Annotated in this window: 21 protein-coding genes and 1 pseudogene; 13 read left to right on the top strand and 9 right to left on the bottom strand. The window is 69.4% G+C overall.

Going from position 1 to position 23,578, the window contains the following annotated elements:
- Positions 1-202 precede the first annotated feature (202 nt).
- Entirely contained in the window at positions 203-1,456 is a 1,254-nt protein-coding gene (locus tag FHW12_RS12455) for an STAS-like domain-containing protein (RefSeq protein WP_182531343.1), read from the top strand.
- Between the two features lie 107 nt (positions 1,457-1,563).
- Complete coding sequence (locus FHW12_RS12450) at positions 1,564-2,343, top strand: hypothetical protein (protein ID WP_182531342.1); 780 nt, start codon at positions 1,564-1,566, stop codon at positions 2,341-2,343.
- Here FHW12_RS12450 and FHW12_RS12445 read toward each other — a convergent pair.
- On the bottom strand, positions 2,340-4,085 hold the full coding sequence (locus FHW12_RS12445) for a glycoside hydrolase family 30 beta sandwich domain-containing protein (protein ID WP_182531341.1): 1,746 nt from the start codon (positions 4,083-4,085) through the stop codon (positions 2,340-2,342). The genes FHW12_RS12450 and FHW12_RS12445 overlap by 4 nt on opposite strands.
- A gap of 577 nt (positions 4,086-4,662) precedes the next feature.
- Between FHW12_RS12445 and FHW12_RS12440 the strand changes: the two genes are divergently transcribed.
- Positions 4,663-5,154: a hypothetical protein gene (locus tag FHW12_RS12440; RefSeq protein ID WP_182531340.1), complete on the top strand. Its 492-nt coding sequence runs from the start codon at positions 4,663-4,665 to the stop codon at positions 5,152-5,154.
- Positions 5,155-5,697: 543 nt separating this feature from the next.
- On the opposite strand, the gene FHW12_RS12435 is transcribed toward FHW12_RS12440, so the two are convergent.
- From FHW12_RS12435 to FHW12_RS12425, 3 genes are all read right to left on the bottom strand, one after another.
- The gene (locus FHW12_RS12435; RefSeq protein ID WP_182531339.1) at positions 5,698-7,866 is read right to left on the bottom strand and encodes a PAS domain S-box protein; all 2,169 of its coding nucleotides are present in this window, start codon (positions 7,864-7,866) and stop codon (positions 5,698-5,700) included.
- 100 nt (positions 7,867-7,966) lie between these two features.
- Complete coding sequence (locus FHW12_RS12430) at positions 7,967-10,447, bottom strand: ABC transporter permease (RefSeq protein WP_182531338.1); 2,481 nt, start codon at positions 10,445-10,447, stop codon at positions 7,967-7,969.
- Positions 10,444-11,133 carry an ATP-binding cassette domain-containing protein gene (locus tag FHW12_RS12425; RefSeq protein ID WP_182531337.1) on the bottom strand — a complete coding sequence of 230 codons (690 nt, stop codon included), beginning with the start codon at positions 11,131-11,133 and terminating at the stop codon, positions 10,444-10,446. Before FHW12_RS12425 ends, FHW12_RS12430 begins: the two co-directional genes overlap by 4 nt.
- Here FHW12_RS12425 and FHW12_RS12420 point away from each other — a divergent pair.
- Together FHW12_RS12420 and dcp are read left to right on the top strand one after the other, a co-directional pair.
- Positions 11,132-11,755 carry an arylesterase gene (locus FHW12_RS12420; protein ID WP_182531336.1) on the top strand — a complete coding sequence of 208 codons (624 nt, stop codon included), beginning with the start codon at positions 11,132-11,134 and terminating at the stop codon, positions 11,753-11,755. The genes FHW12_RS12425 and FHW12_RS12420 overlap by 2 nt on opposite strands.
- A 215-nt stretch (positions 11,756-11,970) precedes the next feature.
- Positions 11,971-14,145: a peptidyl-dipeptidase Dcp gene (dcp, locus tag FHW12_RS12415; protein ID WP_182531335.1), complete on the top strand. Its 2,175-nt coding sequence runs from the start codon at positions 11,971-11,973 to the stop codon at positions 14,143-14,145.
- A 210-nt stretch (positions 14,146-14,355) separates the two neighbouring features.
- Here dcp and FHW12_RS12410 read toward each other — a convergent pair whose 3' ends face one another.
- Entirely contained in the window at positions 14,356-14,829 is a 474-nt protein-coding gene (locus FHW12_RS12410; protein WP_182531334.1) for an REP-associated tyrosine transposase, read from the bottom strand.
- Between the two features lie 218 nt (positions 14,830-15,047).
- Between FHW12_RS12410 and FHW12_RS21295 the strand changes: the two genes are divergently transcribed.
- The 3 genes from FHW12_RS21295 to FHW12_RS12395 are packed head-to-tail and all read left to right on the top strand — an operon-like array spanning position 15,048 to position 17,285.
- A complete protein-coding gene (locus FHW12_RS21295; RefSeq protein ID WP_182531333.1) occupies positions 15,048-15,815 on the top strand; it encodes a HipA family kinase in 768 nt (255 codons plus the stop codon).
- The gene (locus FHW12_RS12400) at positions 15,802-16,203 is read left to right on the top strand and encodes a DUF3037 domain-containing protein (protein WP_182531332.1); all 402 of its coding nucleotides are present in this window, start codon (positions 15,802-15,804) and stop codon (positions 16,201-16,203) included. Before FHW12_RS21295 ends, FHW12_RS12400 begins: the two co-directional genes overlap by 14 nt.
- On the top strand, positions 16,200-17,285 hold the full coding sequence (locus FHW12_RS12395; RefSeq protein ID WP_182531331.1) for a winged helix DNA-binding domain-containing protein: 1,086 nt from the start codon (positions 16,200-16,202) through the stop codon (positions 17,283-17,285). The genes FHW12_RS12400 and FHW12_RS12395 overlap by 4 nt, the downstream gene beginning before the upstream one ends.
- On the opposite strand, the gene FHW12_RS12390 is transcribed toward FHW12_RS12395, so the two are convergent.
- On the bottom strand, positions 17,282-18,349 hold the full coding sequence (locus FHW12_RS12390) for a choice-of-anchor Q domain-containing protein (RefSeq protein ID WP_182531330.1): 1,068 nt from the start codon (positions 18,347-18,349) through the stop codon (positions 17,282-17,284). The genes FHW12_RS12395 and FHW12_RS12390 overlap by 4 nt on opposite strands.
- Positions 18,350-18,390: 41 nt before the next feature.
- Here FHW12_RS12390 and FHW12_RS12385 point away from each other — a divergent pair, with 41 nt between their 5' ends.
- Positions 18,391-18,816 carry a putative Ig domain-containing protein gene (locus tag FHW12_RS12385; RefSeq protein ID WP_182531329.1) on the top strand — a complete coding sequence of 142 codons (426 nt, stop codon included), beginning with the start codon at positions 18,391-18,393 and terminating at the stop codon, positions 18,814-18,816.
- 146 nt (positions 18,817-18,962) lie between these two features.
- Here FHW12_RS12385 and FHW12_RS12380 read toward each other — a convergent pair whose 3' ends face one another.
- Together FHW12_RS12380 and FHW12_RS12375 are read right to left on the bottom strand one after the other, a co-directional pair.
- Positions 18,963-19,511 (bottom strand): response regulator transcription factor, encoded by a 549-nt coding sequence (locus FHW12_RS12380; RefSeq protein ID WP_182531328.1) that lies wholly within the window; start codon positions 19,509-19,511, stop codon positions 18,963-18,965.
- Positions 19,508-20,794: an ATP-binding protein gene (locus FHW12_RS12375; protein ID WP_182531327.1), complete on the bottom strand. Its 1,287-nt coding sequence runs from the start codon at positions 20,792-20,794 to the stop codon at positions 19,508-19,510. Before FHW12_RS12375 ends, FHW12_RS12380 begins: the two co-directional genes overlap by 4 nt.
- Positions 20,795-20,837: 43 nt before the next feature.
- On the opposite strand from FHW12_RS12375, the gene FHW12_RS12370 reads away from it, so the two are divergent.
- The 4 genes and pseudogenes from FHW12_RS12370 to FHW12_RS21290 all read left to right on the top strand — a co-directional run bounded on the left by FHW12_RS12370 (position 20,838) and on the right by FHW12_RS21290 (position 22,169).
- Positions 20,838-20,984, top strand: a complete 147-nt coding sequence (locus tag FHW12_RS12370; protein ID WP_182531326.1) for a hypothetical protein — start codon at positions 20,838-20,840, stop codon at positions 20,982-20,984.
- A 13-nt stretch (positions 20,985-20,997) separates the two neighbouring features.
- Positions 20,998-21,510, top strand: coding sequence for a hypothetical protein (locus tag FHW12_RS12365; RefSeq protein ID WP_182531325.1), 513 nt, complete (start codon positions 20,998-21,000; stop codon positions 21,508-21,510).
- Between the two features lie 65 nt (positions 21,511-21,575).
- Positions 21,576-21,761, top strand: a pseudogene (locus FHW12_RS21830) (cold-shock protein); the annotation flags it as partial.
- A gap of 15 nt (positions 21,762-21,776) precedes the next feature.
- Positions 21,777-22,169, top strand: coding sequence for a DUF1294 domain-containing protein (locus FHW12_RS21290; RefSeq protein WP_310735221.1), 393 nt, complete (start codon positions 21,777-21,779; stop codon positions 22,167-22,169).
- A gap of 21 nt (positions 22,170-22,190) precedes the next feature.
- Here the strand turns inward: FHW12_RS21290 and FHW12_RS12355 are convergent, their stop codons facing one another.
- Entirely contained in the window at positions 22,191-23,573 is a 1,383-nt protein-coding gene (locus FHW12_RS12355) for an ATP-binding protein (RefSeq protein ID WP_182531323.1), read from the bottom strand.
- Positions 23,574-23,578 lie beyond the last annotated feature (5 nt).

Genomic DNA, 23,578 nt, shown 5'->3' with positions numbered 1-23,578 from the left:
TCTGTTTTATCGCATTGCTGTATCGCTCCCATCCGGCGCCATCGGAGAATCCGTCGCGCGTTAAGCAGGCCTGCGGATTTGTCGCAATTGCCTGCCTATTCCTAGCGGTTTTGATTGGCCTCCTTACGCGAAAGTAGAACTAAAAAATCCAGCATAAGCGTATTAGCACCAAAATGATCGACTAGCAGGGTGGTGGTTTCAAATGACGGTAATTCGCGATGGAAATATCATCCGCTTCCATGGTCAGTATCGCGATATTGATCTCCATTTTCCGCTGGCATGTCTTCACCATGCGGTTAACGACTACGGCTATCAGGACGTCGTGCTGGATTTCTCTGACTGTGTCGAAACATATCCTGGGCCGATGCTTGCTCTGTGTTCTGAGATCTTGCGGTTAAGATCCGAGCATATTGACGCTGAGCTCATACTGCCGGTTAAGCGGGATCTTGCGAGGCTTTTCGAAAACGCAAACTGGGCACATCTGTTGGAGCCTAGAAAGTTCGCTCGGTCGCGATTTCGCGGACATTCGCAGATCCCTGCCACGCAGTTCAACAATCCAACCGACCAGACCGATGCGGTCAATCGCATCGTGAACGCCATACTGGGTGGTATTCCCGACATTCGGAGGGAGAATTTTGCTGCGCTCGAGTGGGCCGTAAATGAACTGACAGATAACGTAATTGTGCATTCACAATCGGCCATAGGCGGGCTGGTTCAGGTTTCGAGCTTCAAACGTAACTCGAAGGTCGTTGAATTTACCATCGCTGACTCCGGGCTTGGCATTCCTGCGACGCTGAGATCGGGCGGGTCCTTTAGTGGGTCGGACACGGATGCGCTCGATAGAGCGATTCGAGAAGGCGTCACGAGGGACAAATCAGTTGGTCAAGGTAATGGTTTATTTGGCAGCTATCAGATTTGCTGCCTTAGTGGCGGTGCATTCCAGATTGAATCTGGTCATGCTCGTCTGCTGTATAGGCCAGGGCCTCACGGCCTTGAAATTCGGGATCAGAAAGTTCCCGTCAAAGGGACACTCGTGATCGCAAAGATCAACTTCAGCGACCCTGACCTCCTGAAGGATGCTCTCAAGTTTTCCGGGAAGTCCTACAAGCCCGTGGACTACATTGAGACGAAGTATGAAGGCAGCGCTGACGAGACAATCCGCATGTCGCTGGCAACCGAGGCGCAATCTTTCGGGAGCCGAGTGGCGGGAACGCCCGTTCACACTAAGCTGTACAACTTGGTGCGGATGTGCCCAAGCCAGCCGATAGAAGTCGATTTCGGTGGTGTTGCACTAATATCTAGCAGCTTTGCGGACGAAGTATTCGGCAAGCTTTTCGTCAAACTTGGCCCCCTGGAGTTCATGCAGCGAATTAGATTTAAGAATGTCGAACAAACGGTACGCATGCTCATCGACCGCGCGATATCGCAACGCGTAACAACGGGCCTGGGTGGCTAGGGGCTCGATCAGGAATGGAGTAAATATCCGTTTGAATTTGCCTCTACGGGCAGTTGGCTCTCGGATATCCTTGGCGATTGCGGCTTATCCGTTGCGACGAAGGCAGAGTGCTTTGCGGCATACCACCGCCACGGCTCGGATCACGTCGCGGATGCGCTACGCTTCCCAGGCGGCCCTCCCCGCATCGGACGAGACGAGCAGTTCGAATGGACAAGTCGGAAGTCGTGGTAGGAAACACGCGCATCGCCCTCCAGTGGCCGAACGAGCGCGATGAGCTGACGGCCACGCTGGGCCGGGCGCTGGAGCCGGTACTCATCCCGCTCGGATTCGAGGTGAAGCGCGATCCGCGCGGTGACGACTTCGTGAGGACGCGCGGCGACACGACACTGACGGTCTGCGGGGTCGGGTACGACGATCATCCGCACTATGCGTGTGACGTCCTCGTCACCGTGCGTCATCACGTCGTGGAGCAGCTGCTCGCGAGCGTGGTTCCGGGCAACGAGTACACGGCGACGTGGACGATGCGGCTGTCGAACCTCGAGAGCCATGGCGGTTTCGCGATCACCTCGGTGCGACACATCGAGGCGTTCATCAAGTTCGCTGCGCGCAAGCTGCCGGCGGTGGTCGAGCGGTGCGATGACCTGCACGAACTCGATCGCATCATCAACGCGGATCGCACGCAGATCGACGGGGTCGACTTCGCGTCGGCCGAAGGCCCGATCGTGTTGGCATGGCTCGCGGGCAATCCGAACTTCGAGAGCATGGTCGCGTATGCCGACACGCGTTACGACCGGCGCGAGATCGAGGGCGATACGCCGATCGTGCAGCTGGCGGACCATCTGCGCCGGACCGTGCCGGTGGAACGCAGGCGTCCGGCGACGGGCTAGTCGAAGCCGTTCGCGAAGATCGGATCAGGCGCGCCCGTCGAGCCGCTGACCGTCGCGACGCCGTAGCCCACGAGCGTGAACGCGAGGTGCGCGGAGGACGGCTGCAAGGTCGACGCCTGCCACAGCGATCCGTCGCTGCTGCGCACGAGGTCGTAGCTCGCCGCGGCGGTGCCGGGAACGTCGATCGTGATCGACTGCGTCGACGCGCTGCCGTTGAGGATCACCCAGGTGAGGCTGCCGCTCGCGGCATTCACGTACGCACTCGCGACGACATCGCTGCTGCCGGTGACCGTGACGGGAGCACGTCGGCTGCCGGGGCGGATGTAGCGGGCGTAGTGCTTGAGGGCGACGTACTTCGGCGAGTTCGCCTGCAGCGTGTCGTCGGTGAGCGTCTGTTCGGCGACCGCGTTGCCGTCGCTCAGCTGCCAGTACACCCATGCGCTTTGTTCGCCGGCGACGAGCGCCTGGTGGACGCGCAGCGCGAGGCCGAACGCACCCTGGCCGGGAAAGCCGGAAGCGGGGGCGCGCCAGGCGGTCTGTTCGCCCGAGGTTTCGGTCATCCACGAGGCCTTGCCGTGGCTCGCGTAGCCGGCGACGTTGGCGGGGATGCCGGGTGCGGGGCTGGTGGTCCAGCCGTCCTTCCACCACAGCCATTGCTGCGGCGTCGCGTCCGCGGCGCTCGCGCCGTCGGCGGCGTAGCCGTGGATCGCGTACAGCGCAATGGCGGATTCGGCGACCGGATCGTCACCGATGTGCTCGAGGTATTGCAGGTTCTTGTGGATCGGGCCGCCGTATTCCCACATCCCGTAGGCGTCGCCGCCGAGCAGGTCTTCCGGGCCGATGATGCGGATCGGGGCGAGGTCCGGGTAGGCGTCGAGTTCCGCGCGCACGCGCTTCAACGCCGCGATGTACTGCGAGGAGAGCGGATAGAACGCGCTGTTGTAGAACGTCTCGAAGTTGAGTTCGTTCTGGATGCTGATCGCGTAGAGGTGCACGCCGTAGCGGTTCTGGAAGCCGCGCAGGTACGCCGCGGTCGCGCGCGCGAACTGGCTCAGCGCGCTGGTCGGGCCGGTGCCGGCGTCGAACACCGCGAGCGGCGTGTCGGAGGTGTCGAGCCGGCCACCGGAGAAGTTGCCGGCCCAGATGAACGGCCACGCGGTCCCGCCGACCGGCAGCGGCCAGCCGGCGTCGCCGATCGTGTGGCCCGACGACACTTTCAACCACGGCGCCGGCGACCAGATCGAACCGATGAGCTTGAAGTCGCCGAGCGCGGCCGCGTGCGACTGGCCGATCTGCGCGAGCGTGCCGGCGACGTGCGGCATGCCGTTGTCGAAGTCGAAGTAGCCGATGTTGGCGTCGATGTTCGGACCCATCACCGCGATCGGCGCGTTGCGACCCGCGAACAGGCGCGAGTAGTCGTCCGGGCCCGTGTAGGTGCGCACGTTGTTGTTGTCCGGGCCCGGTAGCGCCGGACTGTTGTGGAACCAGGGCGAGTTGTAGGTGAAGTCGGAATACGGCGCGCGGAACGTCGGCACGAGGTCCATGCGCTCGATCGTGAAACGCGCGTCGTCGAAGTAGAGCGACTGGAACCAGGCCTGCGTCGCGTCGTCGCCGGAGAGGCACGTGCCGAAGCCGTCGATGCGCTGGCGCAGGTCCGACGCACCGATCGACGTCGTCAGCGTGACGGCGTTGGCGGAGAGCGAGCACGATGCGGCGAGTGCGCTTGCGAGCAGCAGCTTCATCGGCGTCTCCGAGGGGCAGCCGGGCTTCGTCGATACTAGCGAGCGTGCCGGTAGGTCGTCGGGACGGCGGTCACACCTGTAGGCCGGGCTTTCCCTGTGGGAGCGGCGGGAGCCGCGATGCTCTTCTCGCCGGGACGCGACAGCATCGCGGCTGCCACCGCTCCCACAACAGCCTGCCCATTCCAGCGGACCACGCGCTGGGACTCGCGGCGTGTGCTTCGCGAAAACCATGCGGCTTCTTGCGCTGCGTCCCACCCTACGAGGCTGGGTTCGGAGATACTAGCGAGCGTGCCGGTAGGTCGTCGCGACGGCGGTCACACTGTCGGCCGGGCTTTCCCTGTGGGAGCGGCGGGAGCCGCGATGCTCTTACCGCCGGGACGCGACAGCATCGCGGCTGCCGCCGCTCCCACAATAGCCCGCCATTTCCGGCGGACGACGCGGTGGGACTCGCGGCGTGTGCATTCGCGAAAAGGCCGTGCGGTTTCTTGCGCTGCGTCCCACCCTACGAGGCTGGATTATCATCGTCACGTCACAGCCGGCGGCGCTCGTTCGTGGGTCGGGCCCACGAGGAACAGCGATGCATCCCTACGACACGATCGTCAGCCGCGACGTCGGCGCCTTTCCGCTGGACGAGTTTTCGAAATACCCGCGGTTCATGCCAGTGGACTGGCGGGAGGAGGAGCCGCGCATCCTGAGCGCCTTCTTCAAGGCGACCGGTCTACCCGCCGAGGGCACGGCGCTCGAAATGGACGAGCGCACGTCGTACTACCAACTCGTCCGCGGCAGCGAACGGGTCGACGTTCCCTGGGGCGATGAAGCGTCCGCGCAGCATTCGATGCTCGTGGCCCTCCAGCGCATGTTCGGTGCGAGCCATTCGATCCGCTACTTGAACCACGGCTGCGCCGACACCGGCTGCTTCGTGGTAGAGACGAATGAGGACTGGCGAAGCCTCGAACGCGCGAATCCGCACGTTCGCTGGTTCTTCACGCCGATCGACTTGCTGCCGGATGTCTTCAAGAGCGATGTCGACGACCTCGTGCGCGTCGGGAAGACCTACGGCGAGACGTGATGGGTGCTGTGGGAGCGCCGGAAGGCGCGATACTTCGTTCGCACATCGACGGAAGCATCTTGGCTGAGGCCGCTCCTACGACAGCGGGCTCACGACCGCGCGTTCCTGCGACAGCGCCTTCGGCAGCGCGCTCCTTCGACAGGACGCCTACGCGCGCGGCGAGATGTTTCCCCTCTCCCGCTTGCGGGAGAGGGCTGGGATGAGGGCGATCGGAGCGACGCGTCGCGGCGTCGCGCATGTCCCGTCGCTCCTCGCTTCGCTTCCCCTCACCCGCGCCTGCGGCGCGACCTCTCCCGCAGGCGGGAGAGGTGAAACGGGGACTGCGGTCTCCCCCGCGAGCGGGAGAGGTGAAACGCGGACTGCGGTGCGTATGGGGCGGTGGGATGTTCCCCCTCTCCCGCTTGCGGGAGAGGGCTGGGGTGAGGGCGATCGGAGCGACACGTCGCGGCGTCGCGCATGTCCCGTCGCTCCTCGCTTCGCTTCCCTCACCCGCGCCTGCGGCGCGACCTCTCCCGCGAGCGGGAGAGGTGAACGCGCGGGGCTTCAGCGCGCGACCGCCGGCCGCTTCGCGCGGATCGCGTAGAGCTCGCGATCGGCCTGCGCGAGCGCGGCGTCGAGGGTCGTGTCGCCGCGGCGCACGGCTTGTCCCAGCGTGAAGCCGATCGGCGCGTCGGCGCGGTCGGCCTCGATGCGGCGCACGATTTCCTGCGTCTGCGCTTCGTCCGCGCGCGGCAGCAGCAACAGGAATTCGTCGCCGCCCGAGCGCACGACCATGTCCTGGCGGCGCACGTGGCGCTTGAGGAACTCGGCCATCGCGACGAGCACTTCGTCGCCGCGCTGGTGGCCGTAGGTGTCGTTGACGTGCTTGAAGCGGTCGAGGTCGATCGCGACGCAGCCCCACGGATCGTCGCGCGCGATGGTGTCGGCGACTTCGGCGAGGTGGCGGCGGTTGAAGCAGCCGGTCAGCGCGTCGCGGATGCTCCAGTCGCGCAGCTGCCGTTCCTGCCGCTCGCGCTCGGTGATGTCCTGCGCGTGGCCGAGCACGTAGGCTTCCTCGCCTTCGTCGTCGAGCGTGTTGTGGAATTGCCAGGTGTGCACGCTGCCGTCCTTGGCGATGAGGCGCAGCAGGCCGGTCGCGGTGCCGTCGCGCGTGACCTGCGCGAGGTAGCCGTCGAAGAACGGTTGCAGTTCGGGCGGCATGAACTCGGACAGGCGCCGACCGAGCAGTTCGGCGATCGGATAGCCGAGCGCGTCCGCGGCGGCAGGGTTGACCGACAGCAGGATGCCGTCCAGGTCGTGCGTGCAGATCAGGCCGAGGCTTTCCTCGAACAGGCGGCGGAAACGCCGCTCGCTGACCTGCAGCGCGTGGATCGCGCGCTTGCGCACGGTGATGTCCTGCAGCGAACCGATCAGGCGCGCGGGCTTGCCGTCTTCGACTTCGACGGTGCCGACCATGCGCACCCAGACCTTGCGCCGCTTCGCCGTCGTCATCGGCAGTTCGAGGTCCCAGCCCTTGCCGTCGGCGGCGGCGCGGCGCACCGCCTCTTCGATCGTCGCGCGCCGCTCCGCGTCGAAGAAGCCGAGCGCCTCGTCGAGCGTCGGCACGTAGCCGGGCGGCAGGTCGTGGATGATGCAGGTCTGGTCCGACCAGACGAGCTCGCTGCTGCGCAGGTCGAGCTGCCAGCCGCCGACGCCGGCGATGCGCCCGGCGCGATCGAGGAACGCTTCGCTCTCATGCAGCTTCTGCTCGACCGCCTTGCGCTCGGAAATGTCGAGCAGCGTGCCGTACATGAGCTGAGGCTCGCCGTCGTCGGTCCAGTGCGTGGTGCGGCCGCTCGTGTGCACCCAGACGTAGTGGCCGTCCTTGTGCAGCATGCGCGCGTCGCAGTCGAACGCGTCGCGCTCGTGGCGCAGGTACTGGCGCAGGTTCTGCACCACGCCGGGCCAGTCGTCGGCGTGCATGAGCTGCGGCTTCACGCAGCGTCCGTCGGGGCCGAGGTCGCGCAAAGTTAGCGAACGCGACGATTCCAGTTCGTCGAGCGTGTAGCCGAGGATCTGCGCGTACTGTGCGTTGAAGCGCACGTCGCCGCTCTGCAGGTTCCACTCCCACGCACCCGCGCGCGTCGCCTCGAGCACGCTCGCGAGGCGCAGGCGGTCCTCGTTGCGACGGCGCTCGGCGAGCGCCTCGCGCTGCAGCGCGTCGTTGCGCTCCAGCGCGGCCGCGCGCTGCTCGAGTGCTTCGGCGACCGCGTGCGCGAGCTGCTGCAGGATCGCCGCCTGCGTCGCGTCGAGTTCGCGCGGCTGGCGGTCGATCACGCACAGCGCGCCCATGCGCAAGCCGTCGCTCATGCGGATCGGCGCGCCCGCGTAGAAACGGATGTCCGGATTGCCGGTGACGAGTGGGTTGCCGGCGAAGCGCGGATCGGCCTGCGCATCGGGCACGACGAACAGGCCGTCGTCGAGGATCGTGTACGAGCAGAACGCGACGTCGCGCGGCGTCTCGGTCGTGCCGTCGAGGCCGACGTTGGCCTTGAACCACTGGCGGTCCGCGTCGACGAGCGTGACCAGCGCGATCGGCACGCCGGCGACGAGCGCGGCGGCCTGCGCGAGCGCGTCGAACAGCGGTTCCGCTTCGGTGTCGAGCGCGTCGAGCGCGTGCAGCCGCGCGAGGCGGCGCGCTTCGTCGATCGACAAGGGCGCGGGTCGTGTCATGGCGTTTCCGCTCGCTTGCGCACTCCTGCGGTTTCGCCAAAAAGCTACACCGTCGTCGCGCCGGCTGCCAGCCGCCCTGGCGCGGTGCGTCGCCCGCCGTTCAGGCGCGGCGCAGCACCGCCATCGGCGACGCGCGCGCGATGCGGCGCGTACCGGCCCAGCCGGCGAGGGCGACCAGCGCGGCCGCCGCGGCGACCAGCAGCGCCAGCGGCCCGAGCGGCGGAGTATACCCTTCCAGTTTGAACACTCCGCCCGCGAGGGCGCTGCCGAGTACCGCCGCGGCGACCACCGCGACGCCGCCGGCGAGCAGGCCGAGCGTGCCGAACTCGGCCAGCACCGCGGTCGCGAGCTGGCGCCCGTGCGCACCGAGCGTGCGCAGCAGGGCCGCCTCGAAGCGGCGCTCGTCGGCGGTCGCCGCGAGCGCGGCGAGCAGCACGAGCACGCCGGCGACGAGGCTGAAGCCGAGCACCCAGCTCGCCGCGCCGGTGACGCGGCCGATGATGTCGCGGATGCGGTCGAGCACCGCGTTGAGGTCGATCAGCGACAGGTTGGGGAAGTCGCGTGAAAGTGCGGCGAGCGGCGCGGCGCCGTCGCCGCCGAGGTGGAAGCTCGCGACCATGCTGTGCGGCAGCTGTTCGCCGTCCGCGGGATCGAGCATGAGGAAGAAGTTCGCGCGGAACGAATCCCACTCGACCTTCCTGAGGCTCGTCACCTCGGCGACGATCTCGCGATCGCCGAAGCGCAGGGTCAGCGTGTCGCCGAGCTTCAGGCCGAACAGGTCGACCCACACCTGTTCGACCGAGATCGACGGCTTCGCCGGCGCGCCTTCGAACCATCGCCCCTGCACGATCCGGTTCGCTTCCGGCAGGCGCTCGCTCCAGCTCACGCGCACTTCGCCCTCGATGAAGTCGGCCGCGCGCCGATCGCTCTTCTCGGCCGGCTGCGGCGCGTGGCCGTTGATCGCGACGAGCTTGCCCGCGGCGAGCGGCAGCAGGTTCATGTTCGATGCGCCGAGTGCGTGCAGGCGCTCGCGCAGCGCGTCCTGCTGTTCCGGCTGCAGGTTGATCGCGAACCAGTTGGGCGTGTCCGCGGGCAGGTCGGCGCGCCAGCGTTCGAGCAGCGACGGGCCGATCACGCCGAGCACCGCGAGTGCGGTCAGGCTGAGCGCGAGCGCGCCGGTCTGCAGCAGGGTCAGCGCGCGCCGGCGCGCGAGGTTGGCGAGGCCGAAGCGCAACGCACCGCGCAAGCGCGTGGCGAGGCGGCGCACGAGCCAGAGCAGCACGAGGCCGAGCACGAACGTCGCGAGCGCGACCGCTGCGAAGCCGATCGCGAGCGTGCCGGCGAGGCGCGCGTTGCCGGCGCCGTAGAGCACGAGCAGCGCGCCGACCGCGACCGGCAGCAGGTAGAGCACGTCGAAGCGGCGCACGCGCGCGGCGAGGTCGCGGCGGAACACGCGCAGCGGTTCGACGTCGCGCAGGCGCAGCAGCGGCGGCAGCGCGAAGCCGAACAGCACGGCCACGCCGACGGCGAGCGCGGCGAGCGGCGGCCCCCACGGGAGCCTGGGCGGCGCGCCCGGCAGCAGGCCGCTCGCGAGTTCGAGCACGAGTTGCTGCAGGCCGAGGCCGAGCGCGAGGCCGACCACGCACGCGGGCACCGCGAGCAGCGCGAGTTCGAGCAGCAGCGCGGCGAGGATTTCGCCGCGGCGCGCGCCGAGGCAGCGCAGCAGCGCGACTTCCTCGGTCTTGCGTCGCGCGAAGCGCTGCGCACCGAGCGCGATCGCGACGCCGGACAGCAGCGCGGCGAGCAGCGCGGCGAGGCGCAGGAAGCTCTCGCCGCGTTCGAACGCGTTGCGCAGGTTCTGCTGCGCGTCCTCGACCGTCGTGATGCGCGCGCCGGAGGGCAGGTTCGGCCGCGCCCAGGCCGCGAACGCGGCGACCGCATCAGTATCGCCGGCGACGAGCAGGCGGTGTCCGGCGCGGCTGCCCGCGCCGAGCAGCCCGCCCGCCTCGGCGTCGCCGAGGTTCATGATCACGCGCGGCGCGATGCGGAACAGGTTGCCGCTGTCGGGCGACTTGGCGATCTCGCCGGCGACGACGAGGTCGCGGCCGCCGAGCTGCACGTTCGCGCCGACCGCGACGCCGAGCGCGACGAGCGCCGCGTGGTCGGCGTAGATCGAACCCGAGGGCGGCGCGTGCGCGGCGTGCTCGACGCCGTCGGCGCCGCGCACGCTCAGCGCGCCGCGTAACGGGAACGCGGCGTCGCTCGCGCGCACGTCGCAGAGCTGGCTGCGCTCGTTGGCGAACAGCACGCTCGGGAACTCGGCCAGGCGATTCGTCGCGAGGCCGCGCCGCTGCGCTTCCTGCGCGAGTTCCGCGGGCAGCGCGTGGCCCGCGCCGAGCGCGAGGTCGCCGCCGATGAGTTCGGCCGCCGAGGCGACGAGCGCGCGTTCGACGCGCGCGGCGAGCGTCGCGACCGCAGCCATCGCGGCGACCGCGAGCACGAGCGCCATCGCGAGTGTCGCGAGTTCGGCGTGGCGGAACTCGCGGCGCAGGCTGCGCGCGGCGAAGACGAGCGGCCTCATGCGGCGGTCTCGTCGATCTTTCCCTCGCGCAGGCGCAAGCTGCGCGCGCAGCGCGCGGCGAGCGTCGCGTCGTGCGTGACCAGCACGAGCGTGGTCGCGTGTTCGCGGTTGAGCGCGAACAAGAGGTCGCCGATGCCGGCGCCGGTGCGCTGGTCGAGGTTGCCGGTCGGTTCGTCGGCGAACAGGATGTCGGGTCCGTGCACGAACGCGCGGGCGAGCGCGACGCGCTGCTGCTCGCCGCCGGACAGCTGCGCCGGATAGTGGTGGCGGCGCGCGCCGAGGCCGACCCGCGCGAGCGCGTCGGCAGCGCGTTCGCGCGCGTCGTCGCGGCCGTCGAGTTCGAGCGGCAGCATCACGTTCTCCTCGGCGTTGAGCGCGGGGAGCAGGTGGAAGCTCTGGAACACGAAGCCGACGCGGCTGCGGCGCAGGCGCGCACGCGCTTCCTCGTCGAGCGCGTCGAGGCGTTCGCCGGCGAGCGCGATCGAGCCGGTGCTCGGCCGGTCGAGGCCGGCGAGGAGGCCCAGCAGGGTCGTCTTGCCCGAACCGGACGCGCCGACGATCGCGAGGCTGTCGCCGCGTTCGACCTCGAGGCTGACCCGTTCGAGGATCGTCAGCCGACCGTCGGGGCCGTCGACGATTTTGCTAACCTCGCTCGCATACAACGCCGATCCGATCCTGTCCTTCATGCTGCGCATCCTCTTCGTGTTGCTGTCTTCGTTCGCCGCATCGATCGCCGTCGCCGCACCGCGGCCGGTGCTCGTGCTCGGCGATTCGCTGTCCGCCGCCTACGGCCTCTCGCCGAAGGAAGGCTGGGTCACCCTGCTCGACGAACGCCTCGCCGCCGCCCGGCCCATACGTAACGTCGTCAACGCAAGCATCAGCGGCGAGACCAGCGCGGGCGGCCTCGCGCGCCTGCCGGCGCTGCTGAAGGAGCACGCGCCGGCGCTCGTCGTGGTCGAGCTCGGCGCCAATGACGGCCTGCGCGGGCTGCCGCTCGCGCAGCTGCGCGCGAACCTCGTGAAGATCCTCGAGGCCGTGCGCGGCGCCGGCGCGCATGCCGTGCTGGTCGGCATCGAGCTGCCGGTCAACTACGGGCCGCAATACCGCGACGGCCTGCGTGAGGTGTATCGGGGCCTCGCCGGAGAATTCAACGTGCCGCTCGTCCCGTTCCTGCTCGACGGCGTCGCGCTCGATCCCGCGCTCATGCAGGACGACGGCCTGCATCCGCGCGCCGTGGCCGAGCCGCGCGTGCTGGAGAATGTCTGGAAGGTGCTCGAGCCCGCGCTGAAGGCGCTCCCGGCGGGCTAGCCTTTTTCGCTCCCACAAAGTCAGCCGCACGACTTGGCGGCTGACCGGGCCGCTCCCACGGCGGACCCCGGAGGCCGCTTCCGCCGCTCCCATGGCCCGCCGCGGGTCATGGGCCGAATGGCATATGGCGGCCGCCCCGGGCCGCGGCTAGGCTGGCCGGCCATGCGTCGGACTGCGTCCGGGCCGGCGCCTTTTTTCCGCCACGGGGAACCCCAATGCTGCGAGCGAAGATCCTCACGACGACGATGAACCTGATCCTGTTCGGCGCCACCGCGGCCGTGCTGCAACCGGCCGATGCGATCGCCAAGGGCGCCGCCGCCGCGGCGCTGCCGGCGAGCAACCCGTTCGCGGCCGAAAGCACGCTGCCGTTCCACGCGCCGCCGTTCGACAAGATCAAGGACGCCGACTACCAGCCCGCGATCGAAGCCGGCATGCGCGAGCAGATCGCCGAGATGGACAAGATCGCCGCGTCGAAGGAAGCCCCGACCTTCGCCAACACGATCGAGCCGATGGAGCGCAGCGGCGCGACGCTGAACCGCGTCGGCGCGGTGTTCGGCGCGATCACCGGCGCCAACACGAACGAGACCTTGCAGAAGGTGCAGGAAGCCGTCGCGCCGAAGTACGCCGAGCATCAGGATGCGATCTACCTCAACGACAAGCTGTTCCAGCGCGTGAAGAAGCTGTACGACACGCGCGCCTCGCTCGGCCTCGACGCCGAGCAGAACGAGCTGGTCGAGCGCTACTACCGCAACTTCGTGCGCGCCGGCGCCCAGCTCGGCGAGGCCGACAAGGTGAAGCTGCGCGCGCTCAACAAGGAAGAGTCGACCCTCACCACCGACTTCTCCAACAAGCTGCTCGCGGCGAACAACGCCGGCGCGGTGATCGTCTCGGACAAGGCCGAGCTCGCCGGCTTCTCCGACGCCGACATCGCCGCGGCGGCCGACGCGGCCAAGTCGCGCAAGCAGGACGGCAAGTACGCGATCACCCTGCAGAACACCACGCAGCAGCCGGCGCAGGTGTCGCTCGACAATCGCGCCACGCGCGAGAAGCTGTTCACGGCGTCGACGATGCGCGCCGAGCACGGCGACGCGAACGACACGCGCGCGATCATCCAGCGCCTCGCGGTGCTGCGCGCCGAGCGCGCCAAGCTGCTCGGCTTCCCGAACTACGCGACCTACACGCTCGACGACCAGATGGCGAAGACGCCCGAGGCCGCCGAGAAGCTCATGACCGACATGGTGCCGGCGGCGACCGCGAAGGCGCGCGGCGAGGCGGCCGCGATGCAGGCGCTCATCGACAAGGAAAAGGGCGGCTTCAAGCTCGCGCCGTGGGACTGGCAGCACTACGCCGAGAAGGTGCGCAAGGCGCAGTACGACCTCGACGAGTCGCAGATCAAGCCCTACCTCGAGATCAACCGCGTGCTGCAGGACGGCGTGTTCTTCGCCGCCAACCAGATGTACGGCCTCACGTTCAAGGAGCGCAAGGACATCCCGGTGTACAACCCGGACGTGCGCGTATTCGAGGTGTTCGACAAGGACGGCACCTCGATGGCGCTGTTCTACGCCGACTACTGGAAGCGCGACAGCAAGCGCGGCGGCGCCTGGATGGACAACCTGGTCGGCCAGTCCGGCCTGCTCGGCACCAAGCCGGTCGTGTTCAACGTCTGCAACTTCACCAAGCCGTCCGCGGGCCAGCCGGCGCTGATCAGCTGGGACGACGCCACGACGATGTTCCACGAGTTCGGCCACGCGCTGCACGGCATGTTCTCCAACGTGAAGTACCCGACCTTGTCCGGCACCAGCGTGCCGCGCGACTTCGTCGAGTTCCCGTCGCAGTTCAACGAGCACTGGGCGAGCGACCCGAAGGTGTTCGCGAACTTCGCCAAGCACTACCAGACCGGCGCGCCGATGCCGGCCGAGCTGGTCGAGAAGATCAAGAAGTCCAAGACGTTCGACCAGGGCTTCGCGACGACCGAGTACCTCGCCGCCGCGCTGCTCGACATGAGCTGGCATTCGCTCGGGCCCGACGCCGGCAAGCAGGACGTCGACGCGTTCGAGAAGAAGACGCTGCACGACCTCAAGATCGACATGTACGAAGTGCCGCCGCGCTACCGCACCTCGTACTTCGCGCACATCTGGGGCGGCGGCTACGCGGCCGGCTACTACGCGTACCTCTGGAGCGAAGTGCTCGACCACGACGCGTTCTACTGGTTCCGCGAGCACGGCGGCATGACGCGCGAGAACGGCCAGCGCTTCCGCGACATGGTGCTCTCGCGCGGCAGCACCGAGGACATGGCGAAGATGTACCGCGACTTCCGCGGCCGCGATCCGAGCGTCGAGCCGCTGCTCGAACAGCGTGGCCTGAAGGAGGAGACGCCGGCCGCGAAGTAAGCGGTCGCGTTTCCCGCAGCATATGAGGGAGGGACTTCGGTCCCTCCCTTTTTTCGTGGAGGACGAAGAGCAAGAGCATCGCGGCTTCCGCCGCTCCCACAGAAAGCTGTTTCGCTGCATCTTCGCGCCGAGGCGACCGCTCTCTGTGGGAGCGGCGGAAGCCGCGATGCTCTTCAAGCAGAGACGACGCTGCGACCGAAATGACGCCCCTCACAGCCACACTGCATCCCAGTACGGATAGTCGCCCACCCGAGCGCAGAATCCGGCACGAACCGGATTGCGGATGATGTAGCGCGCAGCCGTGAGGAGGTCATCGTCTTTGCGCAGCGCTCGATCATGGAAACCGCTCGCCCATACGGGCCCGCTTCGCTCTGCAGCAACGGCGACCGTTCGAGCGGAGATCGCCTTGATCCGCGTCGCGAGCGTCGACAGCGATTCGGCTGCGGACAGTTCGATCAATCCATGCCAGTGGTCGGGCATGAGTACCCAGCAGAGCAGGTGCGAATCGCGCCACAGGCGGCGTTCGGTCAGGGTTCGGGCGGCTGCGCGGGCGATCGTCGCGTCGCTGAACAGTGGCGCGCGGGCCTTGCAGGTGAAGGTCAACAGATAGCACCGGCCAGGCTCGGATCGACGGCCGCGGCGCAGCGCGGATGTTCCTGGAGAGGGAAAGCCGGCTCGATGCATGCGTGCAGCGTCGCCGTTTGCTCACGATCCGGATAGCGAGTAACGGGCTGCGTTACTGTAGGAATGGAGAGCAAGAGCGGCTTCCGCCGCTCCCACAGAAAGCGGTCGCCTCGCCGCGAAGATGTGGCGAAGCAGCTTTCCGTTGGAGCGGCGGAAGCCGCGATGTTTCTGGCCGTTTCACCAGCGATCAATCGACGCGCATGCCGTATCCTTCGCGCATGAGAACCATCACCGCCACCCGCTACGTCACGCCTTTGCGCGAAGGCGGCTCGCTGCCCGCGATCGTCGAAGGCGACGACGCCGGTTTGTACGTGCTCAAGTTCCGCGGCGCGGGGCAGGGGCCGAAGGCGCTCGTCGCCGAGCTCGTCGCGGGCGAGCTCGCGCGAGCGATCGGATTGCCGGTGCCGGAGATCGTGTTCGTCGAACTCGATCCGGACCTCGCGCGCACGGAACCCGATCCCGAAATCCAGCACCTGATCCGCGCGAGCGGCGGGCTCAATCTCGCGCTCGACTATCTGCCCGGATCGATCACGTTCGATCCCGTGGTCGACCAGCCGGATGCCGCGCTCGCGTCCGCGGTCGTCTGGTTCGACGCGTTCACGAGCAACGTCGACCGCACGCCGCGCAACACGAACCTGCTCGTGTGGCATCGCAAACTCTGGCTCATCGACCACGGGGCCGCGTTGTACTTCCATCATGCGTGGGACGGCTATCTCGCCCGCGCGGCTGATCCGTTCGCGCGCATCAAGGATCACGTGCTGCTGTCGTACGCGACGCAGCTGCGCGAGGCGGACGAACGCCTCGCCGCGTTGCTCTCGCGCGATGCGATCGAGCGTATCGTCGCGACGATTCCCGACGACTGGCTCGGTGGCGACGTGCCGTTCGCGAGCGTGGCGGAGCATCGCGAGGCGTACGCGAGCTATCTTTGCCGGCGACTCGAAGCGCCGCGCGCGTTCGCCGAGGAGGCGCTCCGTGCACGCGTATGACTATGCGGTGATCCGCGTCGTGCCGCGCGTCGAGCGCGGCGAGTTCGTCAATGCGGGCGTCGTGCTGTCGTGCAAGGCGGGCGGCTTCCTCGAGGCGCGCATCGAACTCGACGAGGCGCGCCTGCGAGCGCTCGACCCGGGTGTCGATCTCGACGCGGTGCGCGCGCACCTCGCCGCGTTCGCCGCGATCTGCGCAGGCGGCGACGAGGCGGGGCCGATCGGCCGCCTGCCCGCGCGCGAGCGATTCCGCTGGCTCGTCGCACCGCGCAGCACGGTGATCCAGACCTCGCCCGTGCACAGCGGACGCTGCGACGACCACGCGACGATGCTCGAGCGCCTGCTCGACTCGATGGTGCGGGCGCCCGCGCGAAGGAATCCCGGCACGTGAAGCGGCGCGGTTTCGACCTGCCCGCTGCGCGCCTGCGTCGCCAGCGCCTCGTCGGCGACGGCTTCGCCACGGTCGATGAGGCGGTCGCCGCGCACCTCGCGGTGCAGGCGCAGGACTACCTCGGCGCGCTGTGGGCGCTCGGCCAGCGCGTGCGGGGCGCGGGCGAGGCGACGATCGAAGCGGCCCTCGCCGCGCGCCGCATCGTGCGCAGCTGGCCGCTGCGCGGCACGTTGCACTTCGTCGCCGCGGACGACCTGCGCTGGTTGCTCGACCTGCTCGCGCCGCGCCTTTTGCAGCGCAGCCGGCGCCGCCTGAAGGATGATTTCGATGTCGACGAGCGCGTCGTCGAGGGTGCGCGCACGGTGTGCGAGCGCGTGCTCGGCGGCGGCCGCGCGCTCACGCGCGAGGCACTCTACGCGGCGTTCGACGATGCGCGCATCGCGACCGCCGGCTCGCGCGGCCTGCACGTGGTCTGGTGGCTCGCGCACGCGGGCGTGCTCTGCTTCGGCGCGCGCGTGGGCAAGCAGCAGACGTTCGTGCTGCTCGACGACTGGCTGCCGCCGGCGGCGCGCCGTTCGCGCGAGGATGCGCTGGCCGAACTCGCGCGACGCTATTTCGCGAGCCGCGGCCCGGCGACCGTGCAGGATTTCGCCTGGTGGTCCGGCCTCGCCGCCGCGGACGCCGCAGCTGCGCACGAAGCCGTGCGCGGCGGACTCGAGCGCGTCGACGTCGAGGGCCGCGCGTACTGGCACGTGCCCACGGCGGAGGACGGCGCCGTGGCGAAGCACGCACGCGTGCACCTGCTGCCCGCCTACGACGAATACACGGTCGCGTACCAGGATCGCGGCGCGTTCCTCGACGCCGCGCATGCCGCGCGCGCGGGCAACGGCATCTTCAAGCCTGCATTGCTCGTCGACGGTCGCATCGCGGGAGGCTGGAAACGCAGGCTCTTGAAGGTGGCGGTCGAGGTCGCGCCCGACTGGTTCGAACCGCCCTCGGCGACCGCGATGAAAGCCTTCGACGCGGCGGCCGCGCGCTACGCGACCTTCCTCGGCCTGCCGCGTAGCGCCGGCGACGGCTAGCGATCGAACCCGTCGGCGTGGATCCGGTCGGGATTCGTCTCGTAGGCGCCGACGTCCACGGCCGCGCCCTGCGTGCGCGCATCGCCGTCGGCGTCCATGCTGCCGCCGATGGCGAGGGTCACGCCGCTGTCGACGAGCGGCGAATCGGCGCGTAGGCGCGCTTGCGTCGGCGTCAGGAACCCCGGATCGCCATGGCTCGGCGCATTGTCCGTGATGGTCGCGTTGACGTGGCTGCGCGTGTCGTAGTGCGCGCGCGTGAAGACGATGCCGGCACCGTCGGTGGCGATGTCGGGGATGCCAGCCGGCGCGATGCCACCCCACACGATGCTGTTGTCGAGCGTGATCTGGCTGGGCGGGTTCGCTGCCGCGCGAAGGACCAGCCCGCTCGCTTCCTGACTCGACGAGGTCGCCGTGTTGCCGGTGATCGTGAGGTGCGCGAAGCGCGCCGCGGCGTTGTTGTTCAGCGAGCGCACGGGTGCACCCGAGTTGTAGCCGCCCTGGACCACGCTGTTGGCGAAGGTGAGATCGCCACTCGAGTTGTCGAGGATCGCCGCCGACGCACCGATGCAGCCGTCGAGCCGCATGCGGTACACGCGGGCCGTCGCACCGCCGTTGAGCAGGACGTGCAGGCAGGCGCCGACCGCGTCGTTGAGGATGCCTTGGGCGTTGCGCAGGGTCAGGTCGGTCGCATTGATCGTGTTGCCGCTCGTGGAGATGCCCGTGTTCAGCTGCAGCGCCGCGGAACCCGACGAGCCGGTCAGCACCGTCCCCGCCGTACCCGCGTGGTGCGCGTCGCAGGTCGCGCCGCTCCACCCGCCGCTGACGTTCGCGGTCTGGTTCGAGTGCGTGAGATTGAGGTAGAACGAGACGCCGGGGCCGACCGCGTACGCGCCCTCGCGGATCTTGATCGTGATGGACGCGTCGCTGGTCGCCGCGGCCTGGCTCATCGCATCGTCGAGTTCCTGGCTCGTGCCGACACAGGCGGAATAGGCGTGGCCGAGGCCCGGCAGGGCGAGCAGGGCAAGGGCGAGGCAGGACGGGAACGTACGGGTGGAACGACGCATGGCGGACCTCGGTGTGCCGGTGGACGGCGGGAATCGGCGGTGTGCGCCGGCCACGCCGACGCCCCTTCCACGACCGAAACGGACGAGCGCCTCTTTACAGACACGCGCTCGCGATCAACCTCGCCGGCCTCGGTCAGGGCGAGTGCTGCGACTGCGGTCCCGCGCGTTCGTTCGTCGCGGGCAACCTCGTCGGCACGCTCGCGCCCGCGATCACCAGCGCGGCAGCGGTCGGTTTCCCGCTCGGCGTGCCGTCGACGTTCCTCGTCACGACCACGGCTGCGCCGACGCCGGCGATCGCGGTCGCGCTCGCGGTCGCGCTGCCGCCCGGCGTCGCGTTCGTCGACAACGGCGACGGCACCGGCAGTTTCTCCGGCGTGCCGACCGCTGCGGGCGCGTATGCGCTGACCATCACCGCGAGCAACGGCACCACGCCGGACGCGGTGCAGGCGTTCACGATCTCCTTGTAGGCGCCCGCGGCGGCACTGCCGGCGTCGATGCTCGGCGAATATGGCCTGTTCGCCTGCGTGCTGCTGCTCGGTGCGGCGGCGGTGCGGCGCCTGGCCGCGAATCGCGCCTGATCGAACGGGCCGCCGCGCTTCACGGCGGCCGCGTCTTAGTCGTGCGCCTCGCGCACGGGCCGCTTGGCGAGCTTGCGCTGCAGCGTGCGGCGATGCAAGCCGAGCCGTCGCGCGGCTTCGGAGATGTTCCCTTCGCATTCGGCGAGCACGCGCTGGATGTGCTCCCACTCGAGCCGCTTGAGCGGCGGCGCGTGCCCCGGCACGGCGCGCTCGACCTCGCTGTTGCCGTCGCCGAGCAGCGCGCCGACGACCTGGTCCGCATCGACCGGCTTGGCGAGGTAGTCGTGCGCGCCGCGCTTGATCGCTTCGACCGCGGTGGCGATCGAGGCGTAGCCGGTGAGCAGGAGGATGCGCAGGTCCGGTCGCAGCGCGAGCAGTTCCGGGATCAGCGCGAGGCCGTTCTCGGCGCCGAGCTTGAGGTCGAGCACCGCGTAGTCGGGCTGCTTCTCGCGCGCGAGCGCGAGTGCGCGCGCGCCGTCGGTCGCGGTGTCGACCGCGAAGCCGCGTGCACCGAGCGCGCGGGCGAGCACGGCCGCGAACACGGCGTCGTCGTCGATGAGCAGGAGCGGGCGCGGGTCGTTCATCGCGGTGGATTGTCGTTCGCCAGCAGCGGCAGGCGCAATCGCTGGCGCAGGCCGCCGCCGTCGGCGGCGTGCGCGGACAGCTCGCCGCCGAGGCGTTCGGCGGTCGCGTGGGCGAGCGCGAGGCCGAGGCCGAGGCCGTCGCGCTTGCTCGTGCGGAACGCGACGCCCGTGCCCGGGGCGATGCCGCGGCCATGGTCGCGCACCGCGAACTCGACCAGCGAGCGCGTCGCCGCGAGGCGCAGCTCGACCGCGTCCGAGCCCGCCGCGAGCGAGGCGTCGGCGGCGTTGCTGAGCAGGTTGATCAGCGCGTGGCTGAGGTCGGGCGGCGCCTCGATGTAGCGCTCGCCCGCGTCGCCGTCGAACGCGATGTCGAGCGCGATCTCCGGGCGCAGCAGGCGGAACTGGTGCTCGCAGCCGTCGACGAAGGTCGCCAGCGTGAGGCGCTCGGGCGTGCCGGCGAGGCGACGGCTGCCGACCTCGACCAGCTGGCGCAGGATGTCGCGGCAGCGCTCGGCCTGGCCGGCGAGCAGGGCGAGGTCGGCGGCGAGCGCGGGTTCGCCCCCGCGTTCGCGCTGCAGTTCGGCGAGCAGGGTGCGGATCGTCGACAGCGGCGTGTTGAGTTCGTGCGCGGTGCCCGCGGCCTGCGTCGCGATCGCGAGGATGCCCTCGTCGCGCAGGGTGCGTTCGCGCTCGCGCTGCACCTCGGCCTCGCGCGCGCGCAACGCGCGCGACAGGCGCGCGATGAAGAATGCGAGCACGACCGCGGTGACGACGAAGTTGATGCACACGGCGATCACGTGCAGGTCCGAGCCGGCGATGCGCACCTCGTGCAGCGACGGCAGCGGCGCGTGCCAGCCGATCAGCAGCACGAAGCAGGTCGAGGCGAGCAGCGCGACCGCGACGACGTAGCGCAGCGAGAGCGCGGCCGCGGCGAGCGCGATCGGCATCACCAGCAGCGAGACGAACGGATTCTCGACGCCGCCCGACCAGTACAGCAGGTACGCGAGCACGAGGATGTCGACCGCGACGTGGCCGAACGCCTCGGCGAGCGTGACCGGCCACGGTTGGCGCAGGCGCCAGAACGCGAACGCGGCGAAGGCGGCGAGCACGCCGATGCCGAGCGCGAGCGGGCCGAGCGCGATCGGCATGCGCAGCCCGAACGCGACCACGGCGACCGTGAGCGCCTGTCCCGCGACCGCGCACAGGCGCAGCCAGGCGAGCGTCTCGGCGAGTCCGCGCGCGCGCTGGAAGAAGCCGCGACGGATGGCGGTCGATGCGGTCATCCGTGCATTGTAGGGTGGTCGTGCGCGCTGCGCGTCATCGTGCGTGCGCCTCGGCGTGGCGGGCGCGGTTCGTGGGAAGATGGTGCGGACGAGCCTGCACGGGACCTTCACGATGGCTGATGCAGCCACCACTGCCATGGCGGCGGCGATCGACGAACAGGTCGATGCGTTCTTCGCCGAGGCGCATTGAGTCCGGGGGCGCCATGTCGATCCAAGCCTGCGAGTTGCCCGGACAGGCGCTGTTGCGTCGCTATACCGGCGATGGCGCCTACGCCGACGCCTATTCGACGACGATCGACGGCCACGTCGCCCACGCCGCCTACGTCGAAGCGTTCTACACGACGTGGCTGTTCAAGCTCGAGCGCTGGCTGCTCGCTCGGCTCGTCGCGCGCCCGTCCACGGATGCACAGGCGCGCGAACTCGCGCGCGGCGAACGCCGCTCGTTCGCGGCGTGGGAGGTCGAGGCGACCGCGCCCGACCAGCTGCTGCTGACCGACGTCCGCGGCCGCACGCGTTCATGGCTCATGACCGCGCCGGACGGCACCGGTACACGCCTGTACTTCGGATCGGCCGTCGTCGCCCGCGTCGATCACCGCACGGGCGCTCGACGGCTCGCCTTCGCCTACCGCGCGCTGCTCGGCTTCCACCGCGTGTATTCGCGCGCGCTGCTCGGCGCCGCGGCGCGCCGGCTTGCGCGCCCGGCGTCGACGGGGTGAGCAGGCCGCGATTCCGCGGCGCTGCGCGATAATCCGACACCCCAGCGAGTCCGGAAGGGTTACGGATGCGTCTCGTCGGACGGATCACCGAATGGAACGATGCGCGCGGCTTCGGTTTCGTCGTGCCGAACGGCGGTGGAGAACGTGCATTCCTCCACGTCCGGGCCTTCGATCGGCGTGGCACCCGACCTTTCGAGGGCGCGCTGGTTTCGTACGCGCTTCGATTCGACGAACGCCGCCGGCCGCAGGCGGCCGAGGTGCGATTCGTGCGTGCGTCGCGCCGCTGGTACGTGCCGTGGCGAAGCCTCGTCGGCCTCGTCGCATTGGCCGTGCTCGCAGGTGGCGCCTGGACGGGACGGCTGCCGGTCGTGCTGGCCTTGACGTACGGTGCGGCGAGCGCACTCGCGTTCGCGATGTACGGCATCGACAAATGGGCTGCGCGGACGGATCGGTGGCGCACCGCGGAACAGACCCTGCACCTGGTCGGACTGCTCGGCGGCTGGCCCGGGGCATTGCTCGCGCAGGACGTGTTCCGCCACAAGTCGCGCAAGGCGGAGTTCCAGGTGGTGTTCTGGGTATTCGTCGTCGTCAATCTCGTGATCGTCGCATGGGCCGTGGCGACGGGGCATCTGCCTGCGATCGGGCACCTGCGGCGCTAGGACACGGCGCAGGCCCGCCCGTCAGGGCCCGACCGGCAACTCGATCACCACGTCCAGTCCGCCGCCCTCGGCGTTGAGCGCGAGGATCGTGCCGCCATGGCGTTCGATCGCGCGGCGTGCGATCGCGAGGCCGAGGCCGGTGCCGCCGCTCGAGCGCGCGCGCGCGGTGTCGGTGCGATAGAACGGCTCGAAGATGCGCGACAGCTCGCCCGCCGGCACGCCCGGGCCGTGGTCGCGCACGCGCACCGAGGCCCACGCGCCGACGCGCGCGAGGCGCACGCCGACGGCGCTGCCGTCGGCGGTGTAGGCGAGCGCGTTGCGGATCACGTTCTCGAACGCGCTGTAGAGCGCCTGGTGCGATCCCGTGAGGGTGAGGCGCGCGCGTTCGAGCAGCATGACTTTTCGCCCGCGCGGCACGCCTTCGTAGTCGGCGTTGGTGATCACATCCTCGAGCAGCGTGTCGAGTTCGACGTGGTCGTCCATCGCGACGTTCGCGGTTTCCAGGCGCGACAGTTCGAGCGCCTGCGCGAGCATCGCCTCGAGCCGGTCCGACTCGCATTCGATGCGGTCGAGCGACGCGTTGACCTGCGCGGCGTCGCCGCCGCGCGCGAGTTCGAGTGCGACGCGCTGGCGCGCGAGCGGCGAGCGCAGTTCGTGCGAGACGTCGCGCACGAGGCGGCGATGGCTCTCGATGAACGCCTTGATGCGTTCGGCCATGGCGTCGAACTCGGCCGCGAGCGCGCTGATCTCCGCGCTGCGGCCGAAGCGCAGGCGGCCGACGCGCGCGTCGAGGTCGCCCTCGGCGAAGCGGTGCGTGCTCGAGCGGATGCGCTGCAGCGGTGCGGCGACGTACCAGGCGAACAGCAGGCTGAACGCCGCGCTCACCGCCATCGCGACGAGCATGTTCTGCCAGAACCAGGTCGGTCGGCGCGAGGCGAGGCGCGAGAGGAAACTGCCTTCGAGCGTCGCGACCGCGGCGTAGACCTCGTTGTCGCGCGTGCGCACCGAGCGCGCGCGCAGGCGCTCGGCGCTGTACACCGCGCCGTACGGCACTTCGCCGACGGGCAGCGCCGCGAACGCGCTCGAGGCCGCGTTGGCGACCGTTTCCGAAGTCGAGCGACCGAGCAGCTCGCGGCCGTCGGGGCCGAACAGGTAGACGCTGACCGGGCCGAAGCCGCTCGCCGCGCGCAGCCATTGCTGCGTCGGCTCGACGCCGTCGTGGCGCAGCTCGCGTCCGGTGCGCGCGAGCAGGTCGTCCATCGACGCCTGCAGGCGCGTGATGTCGAGCCCGGGGATCTTCTCGGTTTCGAAGTTGCTCGTCGCGACCCACGAGAACGCGACGAGCAGGAACACCGTGGCGATCCAGAACGCGACGAAGATGCGCCAGAACAGTCGCTGCATCATGGCCG

This window comes from Dokdonella fugitiva (genome assembly GCF_014138265.1).
GTDB classification, from domain to species: domain Bacteria; phylum Pseudomonadota; class Gammaproteobacteria; order Xanthomonadales; family Rhodanobacteraceae; genus Dokdonella_A; species Dokdonella_A fugitiva_A.
The sequence above is the reverse complement of the archived record's forward strand: the minus strand, read 5'-3'. Positions and strand labels throughout refer to the sequence as shown.